At 56.2% G+C, this 22,096-nt stretch carries 20 protein-coding genes; 3 read left to right on the top strand and 17 right to left on the bottom strand.

The features are described 5' to 3' along the window. Nucleotides 1-96: 96 nt before the first annotated feature. Nucleotides 97-456 carry a DUF2756 domain-containing protein gene (locus F3J29_RS17455; protein ID WP_166867972.1) on the top strand — a complete coding sequence of 120 codons (360 nt, stop codon included), beginning with the start codon at nucleotides 97-99 and terminating at the stop codon, nucleotides 454-456. 4 nt (nucleotides 457-460) lie between these two features. Here the strand turns inward: F3J29_RS17455 and ugpQ are convergent, their stop codons facing one another. From ugpQ to livK, 10 genes are all read right to left on the bottom strand, one after another. Continuing rightward, complete coding sequence (gene ugpQ, locus F3J29_RS17450; RefSeq protein WP_166867969.1) at nucleotides 461-1,201, bottom strand: glycerophosphodiester phosphodiesterase; 741 nt, start codon at nucleotides 1,199-1,201, stop codon at nucleotides 461-463. After that, the gene (locus tag F3J29_RS17445; RefSeq protein WP_008457931.1) at nucleotides 1,198-2,268 is read right to left on the bottom strand and encodes a sn-glycerol-3-phosphate import ATP-binding protein UgpC; all 1,071 of its coding nucleotides are present in this window, start codon (nucleotides 2,266-2,268) and stop codon (nucleotides 1,198-1,200) included. The genes ugpQ and F3J29_RS17445 overlap by 4 nt, the downstream gene beginning before the upstream one ends. 9 nt (nucleotides 2,269-2,277) lie before the next feature. After that, nucleotides 2,278-3,123 carry a sn-glycerol-3-phosphate ABC transporter permease UgpE gene (gene ugpE, locus F3J29_RS17440; protein WP_008457932.1) on the bottom strand — a complete coding sequence of 282 codons (846 nt, stop codon included), beginning with the start codon at nucleotides 3,121-3,123 and terminating at the stop codon, nucleotides 2,278-2,280. After that, complete coding sequence (gene ugpA / locus F3J29_RS17435) at nucleotides 3,120-4,007, bottom strand: sn-glycerol-3-phosphate ABC transporter permease UgpA (RefSeq protein WP_008457934.1); 888 nt, start codon at nucleotides 4,005-4,007, stop codon at nucleotides 3,120-3,122. Before ugpA ends, ugpE begins: the two co-directional genes overlap by 4 nt. Nucleotides 4,008-4,124: 117 nt before the next feature. After that, on the bottom strand, nucleotides 4,125-5,441 hold the full coding sequence (ugpB, locus tag F3J29_RS17430) for a sn-glycerol-3-phosphate ABC transporter substrate-binding protein UgpB (RefSeq protein WP_166867967.1): 1,317 nt from the start codon (nucleotides 5,439-5,441) through the stop codon (nucleotides 4,125-4,127). Between the two features lie 274 nt (nucleotides 5,442-5,715). Then, nucleotides 5,716-6,429, bottom strand: coding sequence for a high-affinity branched-chain amino acid ABC transporter ATP-binding protein LivF (gene livF, locus F3J29_RS17425; protein WP_166867965.1), 714 nt, complete (start codon nucleotides 6,427-6,429; stop codon nucleotides 5,716-5,718). Between the two features lies 1 nt (nucleotide 6,430). After that, a complete protein-coding gene (gene livG, locus F3J29_RS17420; RefSeq protein WP_166867962.1) occupies nucleotides 6,431-7,198 on the bottom strand; it encodes a high-affinity branched-chain amino acid ABC transporter ATP-binding protein LivG in 768 nt (255 codons plus the stop codon). Continuing rightward, a complete protein-coding gene (locus F3J29_RS17415) occupies nucleotides 7,195-8,472 on the bottom strand; it encodes a high-affinity branched-chain amino acid ABC transporter permease LivM (RefSeq protein ID WP_166867961.1) in 1,278 nt (425 codons plus the stop codon). Before F3J29_RS17415 ends, livG begins: the two co-directional genes overlap by 4 nt. Further along, nucleotides 8,469-9,395 carry a high-affinity branched-chain amino acid ABC transporter permease LivH gene (livH, locus tag F3J29_RS17410; RefSeq protein WP_166867959.1) on the bottom strand — a complete coding sequence of 309 codons (927 nt, stop codon included), beginning with the start codon at nucleotides 9,393-9,395 and terminating at the stop codon, nucleotides 8,469-8,471. The genes F3J29_RS17415 and livH overlap by 4 nt, the downstream gene beginning before the upstream one ends. Before the next feature lie 170 nt (nucleotides 9,396-9,565). Then, on the bottom strand, nucleotides 9,566-10,675 hold the full coding sequence (gene livK, locus F3J29_RS17405; protein ID WP_039288573.1) for a high-affinity branched-chain amino acid ABC transporter substrate-binding protein LivK: 1,110 nt from the start codon (nucleotides 10,673-10,675) through the stop codon (nucleotides 9,566-9,568). Between the two features lie 398 nt (nucleotides 10,676-11,073). Here livK and panM point away from each other — a divergent pair, with 398 nt between their 5' ends. After that, nucleotides 11,074-11,454: an aspartate 1-decarboxylase autocleavage activator PanM gene (gene panM / locus F3J29_RS17400; protein WP_166867957.1), complete on the top strand. Its 381-nt coding sequence runs from the start codon at nucleotides 11,074-11,076 to the stop codon at nucleotides 11,452-11,454. A gap of 413 nt (nucleotides 11,455-11,867) precedes the next feature. Here the strand turns inward: panM and F3J29_RS17395 are convergent, their stop codons facing one another. From F3J29_RS17395 to F3J29_RS17385, 3 genes are all read right to left on the bottom strand, one after another. Then, entirely contained in the window at nucleotides 11,868-12,971 is a 1,104-nt protein-coding gene (locus F3J29_RS17395) for a branched-chain amino acid ABC transporter substrate-binding protein (RefSeq protein ID WP_071842810.1), read from the bottom strand. Between the two features lie 257 nt (nucleotides 12,972-13,228). Next, a complete protein-coding gene (locus F3J29_RS17390; protein ID WP_166867955.1) occupies nucleotides 13,229-14,473 on the bottom strand; it encodes an aromatic amino acid transport family protein in 1,245 nt (414 codons plus the stop codon). 143 nt (nucleotides 14,474-14,616) lie between these two features. Then, nucleotides 14,617-15,882, bottom strand: a complete 1,266-nt coding sequence (locus F3J29_RS17385; protein ID WP_166867953.1) for a 4-aminobutyrate--2-oxoglutarate transaminase — start codon at nucleotides 15,880-15,882, stop codon at nucleotides 14,617-14,619. A gap of 118 nt (nucleotides 15,883-16,000) precedes the next feature. On the opposite strand from F3J29_RS17385, the gene pdxR reads away from it, so the two are divergent. Beyond that, nucleotides 16,001-17,491, top strand: a complete 1,491-nt coding sequence (gene pdxR / locus F3J29_RS17380; RefSeq protein WP_166867951.1) for a MocR-like pyridoxine biosynthesis transcription factor PdxR — start codon at nucleotides 16,001-16,003, stop codon at nucleotides 17,489-17,491. A 36-nt stretch (nucleotides 17,492-17,527) separates the two neighbouring features. Here the strand turns inward: pdxR and rpoH are convergent, their stop codons facing one another. The 4 genes from rpoH to ftsY all read right to left on the bottom strand — a co-directional run bounded on the left by rpoH (nucleotide 17,528) and on the right by ftsY (nucleotide 21,986). Next, nucleotides 17,528-18,382, bottom strand: coding sequence for an RNA polymerase sigma factor RpoH (gene rpoH / locus F3J29_RS17375; protein ID WP_008458573.1), 855 nt, complete (start codon nucleotides 18,380-18,382; stop codon nucleotides 17,528-17,530). 256 nt (nucleotides 18,383-18,638) lie between these two features. Then, the gene (gene ftsX / locus F3J29_RS17370) at nucleotides 18,639-19,694 is read right to left on the bottom strand and encodes a permease-like cell division protein FtsX (protein ID WP_045784745.1); all 1,056 of its coding nucleotides are present in this window, start codon (nucleotides 19,692-19,694) and stop codon (nucleotides 18,639-18,641) included. Then, the gene (gene ftsE / locus F3J29_RS17365) at nucleotides 19,687-20,355 is read right to left on the bottom strand and encodes a cell division ATP-binding protein FtsE (protein WP_039288597.1); all 669 of its coding nucleotides are present in this window, start codon (nucleotides 20,353-20,355) and stop codon (nucleotides 19,687-19,689) included. The genes ftsX and ftsE overlap by 8 nt, the downstream gene beginning before the upstream one ends. 2 nt (nucleotides 20,356-20,357) lie before the next feature. After that, a complete protein-coding gene (ftsY, locus tag F3J29_RS17360; protein WP_166867949.1) occupies nucleotides 20,358-21,986 on the bottom strand; it encodes a signal recognition particle-docking protein FtsY in 1,629 nt (542 codons plus the stop codon). Between the last annotated feature and the right edge of the window lie 110 nt (nucleotides 21,987-22,096).

Below are 22,096 nucleotides of genomic sequence, written 5' to 3'. Positions count from 1 at the left end.
AATTCCCCGCTTAAGCCTGGTTCACAAATCCGAAATAATCACCGTGATAAAGGAAACGGAGTAAACTTAAGCAACCCCTGATGGGAGGAGATAACGATGAAAAAGGTATGGCTTCTGGCAGCCTTGCTGCCGCTAACCGCGCTCGCACAGCCGCTTAACAACACCAACAACCCTAATCTGCCGGACTATCAGAACCCGAGCCAGCAGCGGATGCTGACGCAGATGCAAACGCAGCAGTCTCAGCAGCAGGGGATGTTAAAGCAGCAGAGACAATCGCAAAATCAGCTTCAACAACAGCAGCTTCAGACGCAGCTCAACAACAATCAGCAGCGTGTCCTGCAGTCGCAGCCGGGCATGAACCCGCTGGCGAACACCAATGGTGGGATGCTAAAAGGAAATAACGGCGGCATGTTGAAGCCAAACGGTTCAACGCTGCCGCCGCCAGTCACGCCGTAAGGCGTTATGCGGAGAAGTCCGGGCCTATCTCGTCGATGCGGTCGGTACAGATGGCATCGACGCCCCACTGCAGCAGCACGGCCGCGCGATGGGGAACGTTTACGGTATAAACCAGAATATAGAGTCCAGCGGCTTTCAACGCTTTCACCCGAGCTTCATCAAGCAGTTGATGATTCAGGTGAATAGACACGCACTCTAACCGGGTCGTCAGTTCCTGCCAGTCATCACGCCATTCATCCAGCAGCAGACCGCGAGGCAGTTCAGGAGCAGCAAGCTGTGCGGCTTCCAGAGCCTCGATCTCAAAGGAAGAAAGCAGCGGTGCCGTTTGCCCGGCCCACAGCTCACGGGCGGCCAGCGCAACCACTTTGCCGGTTTCGGTTTCCAGGCCGGTGGTTGGCTTGATCTCAATGTTGGCCATCATGCCGTGCTTTTTGCAGCGTTCAGCCACCTGAGAAAGCAGCGGCAGCGGCTCGCCCGCATAGTCACGGCTGAACCAGCTTCCCGCGTCAACTTTCAGCAGATTGTCCCAGGTTAGCTCACCGGCAATGCCCCAGCCGTTGCTGGTACGCTCGAGCGTGTCGTCGTGGAGCAGGAAGATTTGCCCGTCGCGCGAGAGCTTGGCGTCAAACTCAATCATGGTGTGGCCGTAACGAGCCCCGACGTCGATTGCCGCGAGGGTGTTTTCCGGCGCAAGTTTACCGCCACCGCGGTGGGCGACGATTTTTGGGTAAGGCCAGTTGCTCATAAACGTTGTCCGTTTTTGCCATCAAAGAAGTGCAGATGTTCTTCCGGCAGGTGGACCCAAAGCGTGGTGCCCGGCTGCGGGCGTTCCTGATGCCCAAGGCGAATCACCACTTTTTGACCGCCCCAGCGGCCGTGAACCAGGTTATCAGCCCCCAGCATTTCAAGGGTTTCCACCACAATCGGGATGCCACCTGCCGCCTGTGAGCTTAGCGCAATATGTTCCGGGCGGATACCCAAGGTCATCGGGCGGCCAACCCACTGCAGACGCTGGCTGCCGGTCGGCAACGCATCGCCGCCGTCCAGCTCAAAGCGTGAGCCGTCGATACTGATGTTGCCATCCAGCAGGTTCATTGCCGGAGAGCCAATAAAACTTGCCACAAAGCGGCTCGCCGGGCGCTCGTAAACCTCGACGGGTGTACCAATCTGCTCCGCCACGCCTTTGTTCATCACCATCACGCGTTGGGCGAGGGTCATAGCCTCAACCTGGTCGTGCGTCACGTACAGGCTGGTGGTTTTCAGGCGGCGATGAAGCTGTTGAAGCTCAAGACGCATCTGCACGCGCAGCTTGGCATCAAGGTTGGATAGCGGTTCGTCAAACAGGAATACCGCCGGATCGCGCACGATGGCGCGGCCCATGGCAACGCGCTGGCGCTGGCCGCCAGAAAGTTCGCGCGGGCGGCGAGTTAACAGCGCGTCCAGCTCCAGAATACGGGCGGCTTCCAGCACTTTCTGGCGGATCTGTTCTTTGCCCAGACCGCGAATTTTCAGGCCCCAGGCCATGTTCTCTTCCACCGTCATGTGCGGATAGAGCGCATAGTTCTGGAACACCATGGCGATGCCACGCTCTTTGGGCTCCATGTCGGTGACGCGCTGGCTGTCGATCCAGATATCCCCGCTGGTCACCTGCTCCAGCCCGGCGACCATACGCAGCAGCGTAGATTTCCCGCAGCCAGAAGGCCCGACCATCACGATGAATTCGCCATCCGCGACGTCCACGGTCAGCGGCTGAATCACCTGGGTTTTACCGTCCCAGCTCTTGGTTACTGCCTGTAATTTTAAACCAGCCATGAAAGGTTCCTACTTCTCGCTATCAACCAGACCACGCACAAAGGCGCGCTGCATAACTAAAACAATAACAACCGGTGGAACAAGCGTGAGCAGCATCGCTGCCATCACCTGGTTCCACTGCGTCACGCCATCACCGCTGGCAATCATGCTCTTGATACCCGCCACGGCGGTGCCCAAATCGGCATCGGTGATAATCAGCAGCGGCCAGAGATACTGGTTCCAGCCATAGATAAAGGTGATCACGAACAGCGCCGCCAGGTTGGTTTTGGACAGCGGCAGCACGATGTCAAAGAAAAAGCGCATCGGCGAGGCGCCGTCGATGCGGGCCGCTTCCATCAGCTCGTCTGGCAGCGTCATGAAAAACTGGCGAAACAGGAACGTGGCCGTGGCCGACGCCATCAGCGGCAGCGTCAGGCCGGTGTAGCTGTCGAGCATTTTCAGGTTAGAGATAACCTCAACCGTCGGGAAAATACGCACTTCGACCGGCAGCATCAGGGTGATAAAAATCATCCAGAAGAACAGGTTACGTAGCGGGAAACGGAACCAGACGATGGCGAAGGCCGACAGCATAGACACGGCAATTTTGCCGATAGTGATCACCAGCGCCATCACCGTGCTGTTAAACAGCATCCGGCCGAACGGGGCGCTGTTGACCGCCACGCCATTGGTCCAGATGTAGCTGATGTTTTCCCACAGGTGAGTACCGGGGATCAGCGTCATCGGCGTATCGAAGACGGCTTTGTTGTCCAGCGTCGCGGCAACAAACGCCACGTACAGCGGGAACAGAATGACGATAATGCCCAGAATCAGCATGGTGTGGCTGAAGATAGTCAGCCCGCGACGGTTCTCAATCATTGGTAGCGCACCTTACGTTCAACGAAGCGGAACTGAACCACCGTCAGGACAATCACCAGCAGCATCAGCACCACGGATTGCGCCGCCGAGGAAGAGAGATCCAGCCCGGTAAACCCTTCGCGATAAATCTTGTAGATAAGCGTGGTCGTTGCCTGCACCGGGCCACCGCCGGTTGCCGCGTCAATCACCGGGAAGGTGTCGAAGAAGGCATACACCAGGTTCACCACCAGCAGGAAGAAGCTCACCGGGGCAATCAGCGGCAGCGAGATAAAGAAGAAGCGGCGCACGGGGCCAGCTCCGTCAATGGCTGCGGCTTCCACCAGCGAACGCGGAATCGACTGCAAAGCGGCAAAGAAGAACAGGAAGTTGTAGCTAATCTGCTTCCACACGGACGCGAACACGACCAGGAACATGGCCTGCCCGCTGTTCTGCGCGTGGTTCCAGTTGTAGCCAAACTCTTCCAGCGTGTGGGTAATCAGCCCGCGCCCTGGGTTGAACAGGAAGATCCACAGCACCGCGGCAATGGCGGGTGCGACGGCATAAGGCAGCAGCATCAGCGTTTGATAAAAACGGCTGCCGCGCACCACATAATCCACCAGCGCGGCGAAGAACAGCGAAGCCAGTAGCCCGCAGCCCGCCACCAGCCCGCTGAAGATCATGGTGGTGTAGAAAGAGTCCAGATAGTAACTATCGTGGAAAAGCTGCACGAAGTTATCCAGGCCAACGAAATGGCTGGACAGACCAAACGGGTCAAGGTTTTGCAGCGAGTACCAGAGGGCTTCACCCGCCGGCCAGATAAAGAAAATGACGGTGATGATCAGCTGCGGCAGAACCAGCGCATAAGGTAGCCAACTTGAACGGAACACCGGGCGAGATGATGACATAGGGTTACTCGGTTAATGTTAGAACAGGCGATGCTTTGCCCCTTAGCACAACGCTCTCCTGTGACAGAGAGCGCGGTACTCAGTCCCCTCCCTTTCGGGAGGGGACGAGGGTAGAACTTAAGACTTGGTAGACTGCTCGAAGCGGCGCAGCAGCTGGTTACCACGCTCGACGGAAGCGTCCAGCGCCTGCTGTGGCGTTTTCTTCCCGGTCCAGACGGATTCCAGCTCTTCGTCAACCACGGTACGGATCTGCGGCATGTTGCCCAGACGCAGGCCTTTGGTGAACGGCAACGGTGGCTTGTTCAGCATCTGGCGAGTAGCGGTATCTGCACCCGGGTTCTTATCGTAGAAACCGTCTTTGCGAGTCAGTTCGTAAGCGGCGGTGGTGATTGGCAGGTAGCCGGTTTTCTGGTGCCATTCAGCGGCGATTTCTGGCTTAGCCAGGAACTGCATGAACTCGGCCACGCCTTTGTAAGTTGGCTTGTCTTTACCCTGCATTACCCACAGGCTTGCCCCGCCGATGATGGCGTTCTGTGGCGCATCTTTCACGTCTGCGTCGTAAGGCATCATGCCTACGCCGTAGTTGAATTTCGCGTACTGACGAATGTCAGCCAGGGAGCCGGAAGACGCGGTAGTGATCGCGCAGTCACCGTTGTAGAACTTCTCGGTGGACTCGTCTTTACGCCCGAAGTAGGTAAAGTCGCCCTTCTTGTTCATCTCTTCCAGCAGCGCGATGTGTTTCACCTGCTCAGGTTTGTTGAACTCCAGAACCGCGTCAGTGCCGTCAAAACCGTTGTTTTTGGTGGCGAACGGCAGGCCGTGCCAGGCGCTGAAGTTCTCCAGCTGGATCCAACCCTGCCAGCCGCTGGCGTAGCCACACTTCATGCCCGCTGCACGCAGTTTGGCGCTGTATGCCGCCACGTCCTGCCAGGTTTTAGGTGGCTGATCCGGGTTCAGGCCGGCTTTCTTGAAAGCGTCTTTGTTGTAATACAGCACCGGGGTGGAGCTGTTGAAAGGCTGGGACAGCAGGTGGCCCGTTTTAGAGTCGGTGTAGTACCCGGCCACGGTCGGGACGAACTGAGATTCGTCGAACTTGATACCTGCGTCTTTAAATACTTCATAGACCGGTTTGATCGCCTTGGAAGCCATCATGGTCGCGGTGCCAACTTCATACACCTGCAGGATGGCCGGAGCGTTACCGGAACGGTAGGCCGCGATACCCGCCGCCAGGCTTTGGTCGTAGTTGCCTTTATAAACCGGCACAATTTTGTAATCAGGGTGCGTTTCATTGAAACGGTTTGCCAGAGAATCCACTTCTTTACCCAGTTCCCCGTCCATTGAATGCCAGAAAGGAATCGTGGTAACGGCCATCGCCTGGGAGGCAAATGCCAGACCAAGCGTCAGCGCTAAAGCTGTGTGTCGTAACGATGTCATTCGGTTATCTCTCTTGTTGTGCCGGATGCGCGAAATCACGCGTTTTATGCTCGCGAGGTAACATGACACGCTCGAATGACAGAAAAATAACGGCTGGATGACAGAATAGTTACAGCTGAGTGAATGAAATGTTTCTTTGTCGACGGGAGATATATTTTTCTTTCCCCGTGTATTCCCTGAATAATTCAAACTCAACCCATGCTGTACCCTCTCCCCTTTGAGGAGAGGGTACAAACAAAAAAAACGGCAACCGAGGTTGCCGTTTTGCTTTTTATTAGCCGCCCAGATAGGCGCTTCTTACAGCCTCGTTCGCCAGCAGCGCATCGCCGGTATCTTCCAGCACCACGTGGCCGTTTTCCAGCACGTAGCCCCGGTCGGCAAGCTTCAGCGCCTGGTTGGCGTTTTGCTCTACGAGGAAGATGGTCATCCCTTCGCTACGCAGTTGCTCAATGGTGTCGAAGATTTGCTGGATGATGATCGGCGCTAACCCCAGCGACGGTTCATCTAACAGTAACAGACGCGGCTGGCTCATGAGTGCACGGCCAATCGCCAGCATCTGCTGCTCACCGCCGGACATGGTGCCCGCCCGCTGGATACGACGTTCATGCAGGCGTGGGAACAGATCGTAGACGCGCTTAATGCGCGACTGGAACTGGTCACGCTCGGCAAAAAAGCCGCCCATCGCCAGGTTCTCTTCCACCGTCATGCGGGAGAAAACGCGCCGCCCTTCCGGCACAATTGCCACGGCTTCACGCATGATGCGTGCGGTATGCCAGTCTGTAATATCTTTGCCATCAAACACGATGCGGCCGCTGGTCGCACGTGGGTCACCGCAAAGCGTGCCCAGCAGCGTCGTTTTCCCCGCGCCGTTGGCACCGATGAGCGTCACGATTTCGCCCTGTTTAATATGCAGACTGACGTCGTGCAGCGCCTGAATTTTGCCGTAGTGGGCGCTCACCTTGTCAAACGACAGCATTATATTTTCCATCTTAAGCCTCACCCAGATAGGCGCGAATGACGTCAGGGTTGTTGCGGATTTGCTCCGGCGTACCGTTGGCTAACGGCGTTCCCTGGTTCACCACGTAGATACGGTCAGAAATGCCCATGACGAGCTTCATGTCATGCTCAATCAGCAACACCGTGGTGTTGTGGTGATTGCGCAGCTCCATGATCAGCTCATCCAGCTCATGGGTTTCTTTTGGGTTAAGGCCGGCGGCAGGTTCATCCAGCATCAGAATTTCCGGCTGGGTCACCATGCAGCGAGCGATTTCAAGGCGACGCTGATCGCCATAGGCCAGGTTGCTTGCCTGGCGGTTAGCCTGCTCCAGCAGCCCGATACGTTCGAGCCAGGTGGCCGCCCTGTCCAGCGCTTCGCTCTGGGCGCGACGGAAACCTGGGGTTTTCAGCAGCCCAGAGAAAATACCGGTTTTCAGCTGTTGATGTTGCGCCACCAGCAGGTTCTCAATCACCGTCATTTCACGGAACAGGCGAACGTGCTGGAAGGTACGCACCACGCCCATGCGCGCAATCTGCTGGCCGGGTAAGCCTTCCAGGTGTTGGTCGCGCAGCAAAATGGTGCCGCCGGTAGGCTTATAGAAGCCGGTCAGGCAGTTAAACACCGTGGTTTTACCGGCGCCGTTCGGGCCGATAAGTGAAACAATTTCCTGTGGATGCAGCTCAAGCGAGACATTGTTGACGGCCAGCAGGCCGCCGAAACGCATCATCAGACCGCTTACGGATAACAATGGCTGACTCATGCCTGCTCTCCTTTCACTTGCTCTTTCTTCAGCTTCAGATGCGGACGCGTCATCGGCAGCAAGCCTTGTGGACGCCAAATCATCATCAGCACCATCAGGCCACCGAGCACCAGCATGCTGTACTCGTTCAGGTCACGCATCAGTTCGCGGGAAACCACCAGCAGAATAGCGGCCAGGATGACCGCGAACTGCGAGCCCATCCCACCCAGGACCACAATGGCCAGCACAAATGCCGACTCAGCGAAGGTGAAGGATTCCGGGCTGACAAAACCCTGGCGTGCGGCGAACAACGTCCCGGCAAAGCCCGCAAAAGCTGCGCTGATGGTGAACGCAGTCAGCTTGATACGGGTTGGGTTCAGGCCCAGTGAACGGCAGGCGATTTCATCTTCACGCAGCGCTTCCCAGGCGCGGCCAAGCGGCATACGCAGCAGGCGGTTAATCACGAACAGCGACAGCACCACCAGCAGCAACGCTACCAGGTACAGGAAAATAATCCTGTCGCTCGGGTCGTAGGCCACGTTAAAGAAATTACTGAAGGTATCCCAGCCGCCTTCGCGGGCGGTACGGCTAAACTCCAGGCCGAAGAAGGTCGGTTTTGGGATCTGGCTGATGCCGTTCGGGCCGCCGGTAATATCGGTGTTGTTCAGCAGCAGGATGCGGACGATTTCCCCGAAGCCCAGCGTCACAATCGCCAGGTAGTCACCGCGCAGGCGCAGCACCGGGAAGCCAAGCAGGAAGCCTGCGGCAGCAGCCACCAGCCCCGCCAGCGGCAGGCAGGTCCAGAATCCCAGGCCGTAATAGTGATTCAGTAACGCAAAGGTGTAAGCGCCGATAGCGTAGAAGCCGCCGTAGCCCAGAACCAGCAGGCCAGACAGCCCCACCACCACGTTCAGCCCCAGGCCGAGGATGATGTAAATCATGGTTAACGTGGCAATGTCCACGGTGCCGCGCGACACCAGGAACGGCCACGCCACCGCAGCAACCAGCAGCGCCACCAGGAACAGCTTCTGCTTAGCCGTGGAACCATCCAGCGCCGGCAGCACAAACTTCGGTCCGGACACTTTCTTCATGCCCTTCTGGAACAGCGGGCGCAGCAGTTGGAACACCAGCACTGCAGCGGTGCCGATGAAGACCCATTCCCAGCGCACGGAAGGCGCGCTGTTCACCACCAGTTTGGTGCCGTCCAGGCTCAGCTGAACGCCCATAAATACCGATGCTAAAACAAAGAACATGGCCGCAGAGAGCAGCGAAAAAACAAAGTGCATCGGTTTCATACTTTCTCAACCTCCGGACGACCGAGGATCCCGGTAGGCATCACCAGCAGCACCACGATCAGCAGCGCGAAGGAGACGACGTCTTTATATTCCGTACTCAGATAGGCTGAGGTCAGCGCTTCGGCCACGCCGAGGATCAGGCCGCCAATCATTGCGCCAGGAATACTGCCGATGCCGCCAAGTACCGCCGCGGTAAAGGCTTTCATCCCTGCCATAAAGCCAATGTACGGGTTGATTACGCCGTAGAACTGGCCCAGCAGCACGCCGGCTACCGCCGCCATTGCGGCACCAATGACGAAGGTGAGAGAGATGACGCGGTCGGTATTAATCCCGAGCAGGCTGGCCATTTTCAGGTCTTCAGCACAGGCACGACAGGCGCGCCCCATGCGGGAATAACGGATGAACAGCGTCAGCGCCAGCATAGCCAGGAAGGTCACCACCCAGATAACCAGCTGCATGGTGGTGATGGTGGCGGTGAAGTTATCGCTCGCCCCCACAATCCACTGCCCGTTAAACAGGCTTGGCAGCGCGATGTCGCGCGAACCTTCCGTCAGGCTGACGTAGTTTTGCAGGAAGATGGACATCCCGATGGCGGAAATCAGGGCGATCAGGCGCTTGGAGTTGCGGACAGGCCTGTAGGCGACGCGCTCAATGCTCCAGCCGTAGGCGCTGGCGATGATAATGGCGCCAATAAAGCCTGCGCCCACCAGCATCCAGCCCACATCAATTCCGAGCATCATTAACGCGGCGATGATCATAAAAGAGACGTAGCTGCCGATCATATACACTTCACCGTGGGCGAAGTTGATCATGCCAATAATGCCGTACACCATCGTATAACCGATGGCGATCAGCGCGTAGGTACTGCCCAGCGTGACGCCGTTAAACATCTGCTGCAGGAAGTAGAGAAACTGCTCGGACATAACTTAACCTTTCCAAACCCGTATGGACGGGATATTGAATCCACTCTAAATAATTCGAGTCGCAGGAAGGCGGCAAGCTTGCTCATCCTCAGGAGCATACATAAGTATGTGACTGAGGTGGACATGTGCAGCCAACAAACCTGCGGCTCGAAGTATGACGAGTGGTCGCCTTATTTGGCGACGGAGGACGACCCATCGGCGTGCCACTGGAAGACACCGAATTCAAATCCTTTCAAATCGCCTTTCTCATCCCAGTTCAGCGGCCCAATGACGGTGTTCGCACCGTGCGCTTTTAAATCTTTCACCAGCGCAGCAGGATCTTTGCTGCCGGTGCGGTCCATGGCGGTTGCCAGAGACTGAACTGCCGCGTAGGTGATCCACACGTACGGGCCGCTCGGGTCTTTCTTCGCCGCTTTCAGCTCATCAACGATAGCTTTGTTGGCTGGATCCTGGTCATAGCGCTTAGGCATGGTGACCAGCATCCCTTCGCCCGCAGGGCCAGCGATGTTGGACAGAGAAGCGTTACCTACGCCTTCTGGCCCCATAAACTGAGTTTTCAGACCAACGGCGCGTGCCTGGCGCAGGATCTGCCCCATTTCCGGGTAATAGCCACCGTAGTAAACAAAGTCGATATTTTCTTTCTGCAGGCGCGCCACCAGGGTGGAGAAATCTTTGTCACCGGCGGTGATCCCGTCGAAGAACACGATGTTAGCGCCGCCTTTTTTCAGGCCATCCTGCACGGAGCGCGCCAGACCTTCGCCGTACTGCTGCTTATCGTGGATGATCGCGATGCGCTGCGGCTTAACGTGTTCCAGAATATATTTGGACGCCGTTGGGCCCTGGGAAGAGTCAAGGCCAGCGGTACGCATGATCATGCCGTAGCCGCGCTGGGTCAGCTCAGGGTTGGTCGCACCCGGGGTGATCATCAGGATGCCTTCATCTTCATAGATGTCGGAAGCCGGCTGAGTGGAGGAGGAGCAAAGGTGGCCGATAACGTACTTCACGCCATCGTTAACGATTTTGTTGGCAACCGCCACGGCCTGTTTTGGATCGCAGGCATCGTCATATTCGACGCCAACCAGCTTGTCGCCTTTGATTCCGCCTTTGGCGTTGATGTCTTTGATAGCCTGGCGAGCGCCGTTAAATTCCATGTCGCCCCACTGCGCGACCGGGCCTGACATTGCCCCGACAACAGCCACTTTGATATCACCCGCGGTTGCCGCGTGAGACACGGCCAACGCCACCAGCCCGGCCAGTAATGTCTTCGCGTTCATCTTCATTCGTTCCATCCCCATAACTTGGTTAAAAAGCACTCAGTACCTTTTATAATCAATGACCATTTTTATCAGTGCCTTTAAGGAGTTAGCGGTAAATTTTACAATTTATCAGGCTAAACTCTCTATTTTTCAGGCGATTAAGTAGAGATAATATTCTGTATTTCGCCATAGTTAAACAAAAAAAAGCACCAAAACCAGCATAAAATAGCGGTACAAAGAGCCGAACAATTCACTGGATTTCAGTGCTTTATCCTGGTCAGGATTCAATCTGCCGCGTTAAAGGCTGGCTTATCTTTACGCCAAAAAGTAATCAACTGCTGAACGACATAAAAAAGATAAAGCGTCTGAGGCAAATAAATTGGTTACACTCGAGGTTTTCCCGCTTTTTGGTTAGGTCACTTATGAAACTCACTATCATTCGTCTGTTTGAGTTTAGCGCTCAGGATAAAATTGACCTCGGCAAGATCTGGCCGGAATACTCCAGCAGTTCGCTGACGCTTAGCGACAATGAAAGGATTTACGCCGCAAAATTTAACGAGCGCCTGCTCGGCGCGGTGCGCGTCACGCTCACAGGGGATGCCGGAGCGCTGGATTCTCTGCGAGTTCGCGAAATTACCCGCCGCAGAGGCGTGGGGCAGTATTTGCTGGAAGAGGTTATGCGGGATAACCCGACTATCGCACGCTGGTGGCTGGCGGATGTCGGCGTAGAGGATCATGCCGTGATGACGGCGTTTATGCAGGCTTCCGGGTTCCGCGAGCAGAGCGGCGGTTGGGGGAAGTAAGCGGGTTTCCCACCTGCATCCTTGCAGCAGATAAGTCGCTCTATGAAGGTACGGCTTTTCCCTCATCCACAACGTCGCTGCTTGTTTACCCTCACCCTAACCCTCTCCCTACAAGGGAGAGGGAATAAACAATATTCCCGTCGGCCATTTTCCCCCTCTCCCTCTGGGACAGGGAATAAACAATGTTCCCCGTCGGCCATTTTCCCCCTCTCCCTCTGGGACAGGGAATAAACAATGTTCCCCGTCAGCCGTTTTCCCCCTCTCCCTCTGGGACAGGGAATAAACAATGTTCCCCGTCAGCCGTTTTCCCCCTCTCCCTCTGGGAGAGGGCCGGGGTGAGGGTTAAATTGTAACCCGGCGCTCATCGCCCGCGAAAACACTAAAACGGCAACCCTTTGGTTGCCGTTTGCAGTTTATTTTGCGTCAGTGGCTGTGCCGTTGGCATGCCAGGTGAACACGCCAAACTCAAAGCCTTTCAGGTCGCCTTTCTCATCCCAAGACAGCGGCCCCATCACGGTATCCACGGTCGCCCCTTTCAGGTATTTAGAGATTGCCGCCGGGTCTGCGCTCTGGTTCAGGCCAGCAGCCAGCGACTGCAGGGCTGCGTAGGTGGTCCAGACGAATGCGCCGCTTGGATCCTGTTTCTTCGCTTTGATCGCGTCCACAATCGGTTTGTTGGCCGGAACCTGATCGTAGTTCTTCGGCTTGGTCACCAGCAGGCCTTCTGCGGAATCGCCGGCGATGTTAGACAGGGAAACGTTCGCCACGCCTTCCGGCCCCATGAACTGCGTTTTCAGGCCAGCCGCGCGGGACTGACGCAGGATCTGCCCCATTTCCGGGTGGTAGCCACCGTAGTAAACGAAGTCGATATTTTCTTTCTTCAGGCGAGCAACCAGGGTGGAGAAATCTTTCTCACCGGCAGTGATCCCGTCAAAGAACACCACATTAGCGCCGCCTTTTTTCAGGCCGTCCTGCACGGAACGCGCCAGGCCTTCGCCGTACTGCTGCTTATCGTGGATAACGGCAATGCGCTTAGGTTTGACGTGGTCAAGAATGTACTTCGCCGCGGTTGGGCCCTGGTCGGAGTCCAGACCGGTGGTACGCAGAGTCAGCTTATAGCCACGCGCGGTCAGTTCCGGAGCAGTAGCCGCCGGGGTGATCATCAGAATACCTTCGTCTTCGTAGATGTCAGACGCTGGCTGAGTAGAAGAAGAGCACAGGTGCCCGATAACATACTTGATGCCGTCGTTCACCACTTTGTTCGCTACCGCTACCGCTTGTTTCGGATCGCAGGCATCGTCATATTTGGTGATAACCAGTTTGTCGCCTTTGATCCCGCCTTTGGCGTTAATGTCAGCCACCGCCTGCTCGGCACCGGTAAATTCCTGATCGCCATATTGCGCGACCGGCCCAGACATTGCCCCTACTACCGCGACCTTAATATCTTTTGCCATCGCCGCGTGGCTCATTGCCAGTGCAATGCATCCTGCCAGTAAGGCTTTACCCGTCATTTTCATCCTGAGAGTCCCCATTGTTATGGTTATTGAATTTGTTGTGTTGTTGTTTGTTAGCGCATTATTCTGTTTGTAGGCATAAGAAAAGCATATGATAGCTAACTTAAGGGCGACAGCCGGCGCTACGGCAGCACACTATGCTAAACATAGCGCCATTTGCGATAATTTGGAAAGACATATTTGAAGGTTAGATAACGGGAATGTGACAAAAAAACAACCGCGCCGGAAAGCCTCCGGGCGCGGGGGAGCAAGCCTCGGAATCACCAACCTGCCGGCAAATATCCCAGAGCGGAAGCAACCGCATAAACGGCACTGCAGAGGTAAAGCAACACGATAAAAATCTGGATCAGCGGGTGGGTCATGAACGCCGGGCAGGTCCAGCCTGGCGTGACATCGCCGCTGCGGCGGGCGCCTTTAATCATCAGGATCGGCATAATCGATAAAATCACGCCGCTGAACACGCCGGCAAAATAGAGCGCATTCACGAACGACACCAGCCCGCTGTAGGCCAGCACAAACGGCGGGATCGCGACCACCAGCAGTACCAGAAAACGCTTCAGAGAAGGCTCATCGCTGCCCAGGCGGAAGCGGTCAAAGATATTGGTCAGGAAACTCCCGCCCAGCCCCCAGTACGACGTCAGCATGGCGCAGAGTGCGAACAGGTTCGCCGAGAAGAATGCCCACTCTCCCAGCGCTTTTCCCCAGGAAATCGTCGCCACCTCAGAGATATCGTCCAGCCCGTTAAGCATGATGACCGACATCGGCACCAGAGCCAGCAGCGCGAAGGTCACCACCATGCCAACGATGATGGCTTTCGGTAACTTTTCGGGCTTGTCGGCAAAACCACGCGCCATTTCCGGCACGATATACTGCGCCGAGAAGCAGAACACCACCACGTTGAACACTGGCACCATATAAAGCCAGTTGCCTTCCAGCAGGTAGCCGACGCTGGTCGTCTCTTTCAGCAAAGTGGCAATCACCAGCACCGCGATCATCACCACCATGCCGACGCTAATAAACTTTTCCCCGCGCCCGATGGCTTTCAGGCCCATGTACAGCACGCCCGCCGCCGGGATGAAAAACAGCACGCTGCCCAGGGCCGGAGAGAGACCAAACAAAGAGTGCAGTAGCTTACCGCTGCCGGTCATATAGGCGGTCAACGCCCCAACGCTGTTTACGCAGACGGAAAGGAACATCATCAACGCGCCAAAGCGCCCGACGTAGCGCAGCGACAGCCCGCTGAGCTGCAAATGCTGGCGGGTACGCAAAGTGGATTCAGCGACGTAAAGCATCGTCACGGTGGTCAGGCTGCCCACCAGCACCAGCCAGAATAGCAGCGGCCAGAAGCCCGCTTTGCTCGAGGCATAGGCGATAGAAAGCACGCCCGCGCCAATGTTAGTGCCGACAATCATCGACACGCCTTCAACGAAACTCAGAGATTTTCCGGGGACAGCTATCCGCTCCCCGCGCGCAACGGCGGGAGAGAAGGTGGAGTTTTCAGACATAATATTTTCCGTATTACTCCGGCGGCAACGCCCGCCGGAAAACAGGGGATATCAGGGTGATAAACCACTTCACGCTGGGCAAAAAGCGCTGCGGCCGCCTCGTGTCATGGCGGGCTTCCCTGCCGCCGCAAACTACAGAGGGATTAGCCCTTAAGCACCAGGGACAGAATGGCCAGCGCTTTAGTGAACTGAGCATCAGGAATGGTCAGCGGATAAAGGAAGCGGATAACGTTGCCGTAGACGCCGCAGCTCAGCAGTAGCAGCCCTTGTTCCTGCGCTTTCAGCTGAACTTCACGCGTGTATTCTGGCGAAGGTTTCCCGGTCTGCGGATCGTTAAACTCCACCGCCACCATCGAGCCCTGTCCACGCACGTCAACAATCGCCGGGCAGCTTTGGCGCGCCTGATTCAGGACTTCTTTCAGGTGTTCACCAAGCTGGGTGGCACGCTTGCACAGCTGCTCTTCTTTGATCACATCCAGCACCGCATGCGCCGCCGCAACCGCCAGCGGGTTGCCCGCATAGGTCCCGCCCAGCCCGCCGGGCGCAGGGGCATCCATCACTTCAGCACGGCCCACAACGCCGGACAGCGGGAAACCACCGGCCAGGCTTTTCGCCATCGTCATCAGGTCGGCTTTGACGTCGTAATAGTCCATCGCAAACAGCTTGCCGGTACGCGCGAAGCCGGTCTGTACTTCATCGGCAATCAGCAAAATGCCGTGGGTGTCGCACAGCTGGCGCAGCGCCTGCATAAATTCAGGCGGTGCCACATTGAAACCGCCTTCTCCCTGAACCGGCTCCAGTATGATGGCCGCCACCTGGTCCGCGGCGATATCGGCTTTAAAGATGCGATCCAGGCTTTTCAGCGCATCATCCGTCGTCACGCCGTGAGCGGCATTCGGGTAAACCGCGTGGTAGACAGAGCCAGGGAACGGGCCAAAACCGATTTTGTACGGTGCCACTTTGCCGGTCAGCGCCATGGTCATAAAGGTACGGCCATGGAAGCCGCCGCCGAAGGTGATCAGGCCGGGACGTTTGGTATAAGCGCGGGCGATTTTCACCGCATTCTCAACCGCTTCTGCACCGGTGGTGAAGAACGCGGTTTTCGCCGGGCCGGCAATCGGCGCCAGCTCGTTAATACGTTCGGCCAGCGAAACATAGCTTTCATAAGGGACAATCTGGTAAGCCGTGTGGGTAAAGGCCTGCAGCTGTTTCTCCACGGCGGCAATCACCTTCGGATGACGATGCCCGGTGTTCAGCACCGCGATCCCGGCAGCGAAGTCGATCACTTCATTGCCTTCCACATCCCACAGGGTGGCGTTCTCCGCCTTCTCTGCGAAGTAGTTACACATTACCCCCACGCCGCGCGGCGTGGCCTGTAAACGACGCTGATTCAGCTCTGCACTTTTCACCTTGGTCTCTCCTGTTAAGTCAGTCACTTTATCGCAACAAATCAGAAACAATGTCGTTTATTTACACAGGTATTGGCTCTATAATCGAGTGCCAATTCAGTTTATCTGAGGGATCCAATTGCGAGACTTAGTGGGTGATTTGATTCTTGTCAGGCTGCAGGCAGAGACCGATATCCTGCTGCATAAACGTCTTTATAACGCGCTGCGCCGTTCCATTCTGGATGGCTCATTGCCGCCCCACAGCCGCCTGCCCGCCTCCCGCGATTTAGCCAGCGAACTCAGTATTTCCCGTAACACTGTATTAACAGTTTACGAGCAGCTTATGACCGAGGGATACGTTTCATCCCGCCAGGGCAGCGGCACTTTTGTTGAAAAAACGCTGCCGGATCGCTTCACCTCCACGGGCAGCACTGGTGAAGGTGGCGTGGTGCCTGCCCCCGAGGTGCCGATTTCCCGCCGCGGCCAGCATCTTCTTTCACAGGTGAGCGCCAGCCCGCGCCAGTGGGGAGCTTTTATTCCTGGCGTGCCGGACGTCAACGCCTTCCCTCATCCGCTATTCAGTAAGATCCAGGCGCGCATCAGCCGCCGCCCTAAACCGGAGCGCCTGAGCTATAGCTGTAACGGCGGCACACCTGAACTACAGCATGCGCTGGTCGACTATCTGCGTGTCTCGCGGGGAGTAAGCTGCCAGGTCGACCAAATTTTGATCACCGAGGGGATCCACCAGGCTATCGATCTGGTCACCCGGATGCTGTGCGACAGAGACGAACTGGCATGGATCGAAGAACCTTCTTACTGGGGTATCCGTCACGTACTGACGATGAATGACGTTCGGGTCACACCGCTCACCGTCGATGGGAGCGGGCTTTGCCCACCAGAGAACGTCGCCGAAGCACCTCGCTTAATTTTCGTCACGCCGTCTCATCAGTACCCGCTTGGTGCGGTGATGAGCCTGGAGCGCCGCCAGAGGCTGCTGGCACTCGCCCGCCAGCACGGCAGCTGGATTATTGAAGATGACTACGACAGCGAATTTCGCTTTTCCGGCCAGCCTATTCCGGCATTGCAGGGACTGGTTACCGAAGCGCCGGTGGTTTATATCGGCACGTTCAGTAAAACGCTTTATCCAGGGCTCAGGCTCGGCTACGTCGTGCTGCCGCGCCCGCTGGTCAGTGATCTGAAAACCGCCCATGCGGAACTGTATCGCGGCGGTCATTCGCTTATTCAGCAGGCGCTGGCCGAGTTTATTACCGCCGGGCACTATTCGGCCCATATTCGCCGAATGCGCCTGCTTTATGGCCGCCGTCGCGCCTTCCTGACCGAGCTGATATCCCGCCACTTTGGGCCAGAGGCGCTGTCAGACTTCAGCGATAACGCCGGGCTGCATTTGATTTTGAACCTGCCGGATGAGGCCGATGATGTGGCGATTGCTGAGCGCGCCAACGCCCGCAATATTCTGGTACGGCCATTGTCGCGTTACTACCTGACCGAACGGCGCAAGAAAGGATTACTGATGGGATTTGCCAGCCTGCCGGAAAGCGAAATGGAAGCGGCGTTTGCCGTGCTGCTGGGGTGTATGCCGGAGCATAAAAAGCAAAACGCCCCAACATAAAGTGGGGCGCCTTCGGGTACGACGTGCGTATCGACGTTAAGCTTCGATCGCGGCGCGCAGTTTTTTCATCGCGTTCTTTTCAAGCTGACGAACGCGCTCGGCGGAGACGCCATAGCGGTCGGCAAGTTCCTGCAGCGTGCTTTTGTTGTCTTCATCTAACCAGCGTGCGCGAATGATCTGCTGGCTGCGCTCATCCAGGCCCTGCATCGCATCGCTCAGTTTGTCTGCGGCGTGAGATTCCCAGTTATCGTCCTCAATGCCGTCGGCAAAATTGGAAGACTTATCCTGCAGGAAGAGCACCGGCGCCATCGGCTGGCCGTCAGCGTCGTCGTCATTCGACATGTCGAAAGTCATATCCTGCGCCGCCATGCGTGACTCCATCTCGAGCACGTCTTTGCTGGACACGCCAAGCTCGTTGGCCACCATTTCGACTTCGTCCTGATTAAACCAGCCCAGGCGCTGCTTGGTTTTACGCAGGTTAAAGAACAGCTTACGCTGTGCTTTGGTGGTTGCGACTTTCACAATACGCCAGTTACGCAGCACGTATTCATGAATTTCAGCCTTGATCCAGTGCACCGCAAAGGAGACCAGGCGGACACCCACTTCCGGGTTAAAACGGCGTACTGCTTTCATCAGGCCGATGTTGCCTTCCTGGATAAGGTCTGCCTGCGGCAGGCCGTAGCCGGAATAGTTACGCGCAACATGAACAACAAAGCGCAGGTGAGACAGGATCAGCTTTTTCGCTGCTTCCAGATCGCCCTGGTAATGCAGCTTTTCAGCCAGCTCCTTCTCTTCCTCAGCCGTTAACATCGGCCAGGCGTTTGCAGCCCGGATATACGACTCCAGGTTACCAACAGGGGCTAAAGCTAAATTTTGCATTTCTTTGGTCATTCAAACCCTCTCTTAGAGACTACGTACGGCTTGCCATTCAAGTGGCTGAGGCGCACCGACAACACGTCAGAGGCCAGACCGTACCATTCACTGTACTCTCAGACAGTGATGTTATCCACAAGTTCAATGTAAAGCTGTGAATAGATTACACACAAAGTGTGACGGTTATTGCAGCATCGCAGGGGTCACTACGGTGTAAAACGCACTCCCTGCGGACGACGTTATCGTAGCAGGGAATGAGTATATCAAAAACTTTTTACTCCGGCGTAAAACGGCGTAAATGTTGCACAGTGGCAAGCCAGGCTGCCAGCCAGCCGATCATCGACGAGACCAGCAACAGCAGCAGGCATTCGTCAAAGCCCAGGCCGCTGATATCAAACTTAGTCCCGAACACCTGCGCCACCTCCGTCACCGCCGAAGAGAGGCGCATCACCAGAATCTCAGACAGGATCAGCGACAAGAATGCACCGCTAAAGCCCAATAGAGCACCGCCATAAAGGAACGGACGCAGAATAAAGCCGTCGGTCGCCCCGATAAGCTTCTGCACATTAATAGTGTCACGGCGGGCAAAGATGCTCAGACGCACCGAGTTACCAATGACGAGGAACACCGCGGCGACCATCAGAATACCGATCATCGCCGCTACGCGCCCGACCAGCCCGGTGAGCGCCGCAAGACGGGCAAACCAGCTGTCATCCATGCGCACTTCATCAACGCCATGAATCTTCGCCACGCGGTCACGAAGCGTATTCAGGTGATCCGTGCTCTGGAAATCCAGTTTAGGATTTACCACGGCCACCGCGGGTAGCGGGTTCTCTTCCAGCATATCCAGCGCACCGCCAAAGCCCGACCAGTTACGGAACTCGCCCAGCGCCTCTTCGCGCGAGAGGTAGTTAACTTTATCCACGCCCTCCTCCGCCTGAATCGCGCCCACCACCTGCTGCGCGGCGTTATCGTCCAGCGCCTTATCGAGGTAAACGGTGATTTGCGGGGACGGATAATATTGGGTCGCCGCCTGGTTTACGTTCTTGTAAACCATATAGCAAACGCTAGGCAGCGTCAGGGAGATGGCAATCACCATTACCGTCAGGAAGGTCGCCAGCGGCTTGCTCTTCAGATCCTGAAGCGCCCCTTCCCAGGCGTAGCGGAACTGCTCATTCACGCCGCCTTTCAGGGCTTTACTTTTAGACTGCGGCCCTTTGCCACGTTTTTTCACCGAACGGCCAAGATCGCCTAACTTATTCAGTTGGTTGATTTTATCCAGCTTGTTGCTGAAGCGTTTGATATGGTTGAGCGCACTGTGTTTATTCACCTGCCAGGCCTCCATGCAAATGGCCGTCGCTGAGGGTCAACATACGGTAATTGCGACGTGAGATAAGCCCCATGTCGTGGGTCGCCATCAGCACCGTTACGCCCACGCGGTTAAACTCTTCGAACAGGCGCAGAATACCTTCCGACAGCGCATCATCAAGGTTACCGGTCGGTTCATCGGCGAGCAGCACCGCAGGCTTGTTCACCACGGCGCGAGCGATGCCCACGCGCTGCTGTTCACCGCCGGAGAGTTGGATAGGAAAGTTCTTCGCTTTGTCCAGCAGGCCGACCTTATCTAATGCCGCAGACACGCGGCGGCGAATATCTTCGCCGCTGGCCCCCGCGATGATCAGCGGAATGGCCACGTTGTCGTACACGGTTCTGTCCATCAACAGATGGTGATCCTGAAAGATCATCCCAATCTGACGACGCAGGAACGGCACTTCACGGCTCTTCAGCCGGCTAATATCATGGCCGCTGAAAAAAATCTTCCCATCGCTGGGCCGTTCAATACCGCAGATAAGCTTGAGCAGAGTACTCTTCCCTGCGCCAGAATGGCCGGTCAGAAAGGCCATCTCGCCCGGTTGCATATGGAAGGTCACTCCCTGCAACGCTTGTCTCCCACCGAGATAGGCTTTACTGACGTGTTCAAAGCGAATCATTGTTAATCCTCTCGGGCAAAAAGTGCCTCTATAAAGTCGCCCGCATTAAACGGTCGTAAATCAGAAATTTGTTCGCCGACGCCAATGTAGCGAATCGGAATGCCGAACTGGTCAGCCACAGAGAAGATTACGCCACCCTTGGCGGTACCATCCAGTTTGGTCAGGGTGATGCCCGTCAGCCCCACCGCTTCGTGGAACAGTTTAGCCTGGCTTATGGCATTCTGACCGGTGCTGGCATCGATGGTGAGCATAACCTCATGCGGGGCATCTTCGTCCAGCTTTTTCATAACCCTGACAATTTTCTTCAATTCTTCCATCAGGTGCGATTTATTCTGCAAACGCCCTGCGGTATCGGCAATCAGCACATCAATATTACGCGCCTTCGCCGCCTGAATAGCATCGAAGATAACCGAAGCGGAGTCCGCGCCGGTGTGTTGTGCCACAACCGGAATATTGTTGCGCTGGCCCCAAACCTGCAACTGCTCAACGGCTGCCGCACGGAAAGTATCGCCCGCCGCCAGCATCACGGATTTGCCCTGCTGCTCGAACTGACGCGCGAGCTTGCCGATGGTGGTGGTTTTACCCACGCCGTTCACGCCCACCATCAGGATAACAAACGGCGTTTTACCTTCCACGCTCAGCGGCTCGTCCACTTTAGCGAGGATTTCACTCATCTCTTCTTTCAGCAGGCCGTACAGCGCTTCCGCATCACGAAGCTGCTTGCGGCTTGCGCCTTCGGTCAGGTTGGTGATGATTTTCCGGGTTGTCTCAACCCCAACGTCGGCAATCAGCAGCTGCTCTTCCAGCTCTTCAAACAGATCATCATCGATTTTCTTGCCGCGGAAAAGACTGATAAATCCGGAACCGAGGTTTTGTTTGGTTTTGACCAGGCTACGCTTCAGGCGAGCAAAGAAGCCCTCTTTGGTTGGTTTTTCCTGCTCTTGCTGCACGGCAACCGGAGCAGTCTCTTCGACAGCCTCTTCTTCCGGCTCTTCATCAACAGCTTCTTCAGCCACGGCTTCATCTTCAACGGCCGCTTCGTGCGCGAACAGCGCTTCGGCTTCAGCCACTTCTTCGTTGACGATTTCGTCCTGCTCGGCCTGCCACTCGTCAGGCTTCCCTACATTTTCGGCGACCTCTTCCGGCAACGGCAGCGTTTCGTGCTCTACGGCCGCGGCAGGCGGCTCAATGACTTCCGGCTCTGCGACGACAGCCGCAGGCTCAATCACCTCAGGCTCGACAACGGCCTCAGGTTCAACAGCGGGTTCTGGCTCGATAACCGCCACAGGCTCTGGTTCAGCCACGATCCCGGGCTCAACAATCGCTTCCGGTTCAGGAATCATTTCCGGCCCGGCAGCCAGCGCTTTTTCTTCCGCTTCTTCTGCAAGCTGGGCGTTAACGTCCACGACCTGCTCAGCAAACTTTTCGGACTCCTCCAGTGAGTGCTCACTTACTAAATCCTGCTGTTCCTGCTCCACAGCCTGAGGCTGCTGAGGTTCATCCTGCGCGGGAGCCTGTTCAGTAACCGGTTGTTCTTCTATTACTTTTTGTTCTGCTTCGACGTCCGGCTGCTGCTCTTTCTGACCAAATCCCAGCCAGGAAAAAAAGCCACGTTTTTTCTCTTTCGCCATTTGCGACTACACTCCTCGCTGTTAATTCATGGCACAGACCCGATTCTGCTTGCCACGGGCATAAAAAATAGTGCGTTAGTCTATCACTTTCCCGGCGCGGCATCACGCCA

Origin of the sequence: Enterobacter sp. Cy-643 (assembly GCF_011752815.1) — a bacterium.
Lineage (GTDB): Bacteria > Pseudomonadota > Gammaproteobacteria > Enterobacterales > Enterobacteriaceae > Cedecea.
The sequence above is the reverse complement of the archived record's forward strand: the minus strand, read 5'-3'. Positions and strand labels throughout refer to the sequence as shown.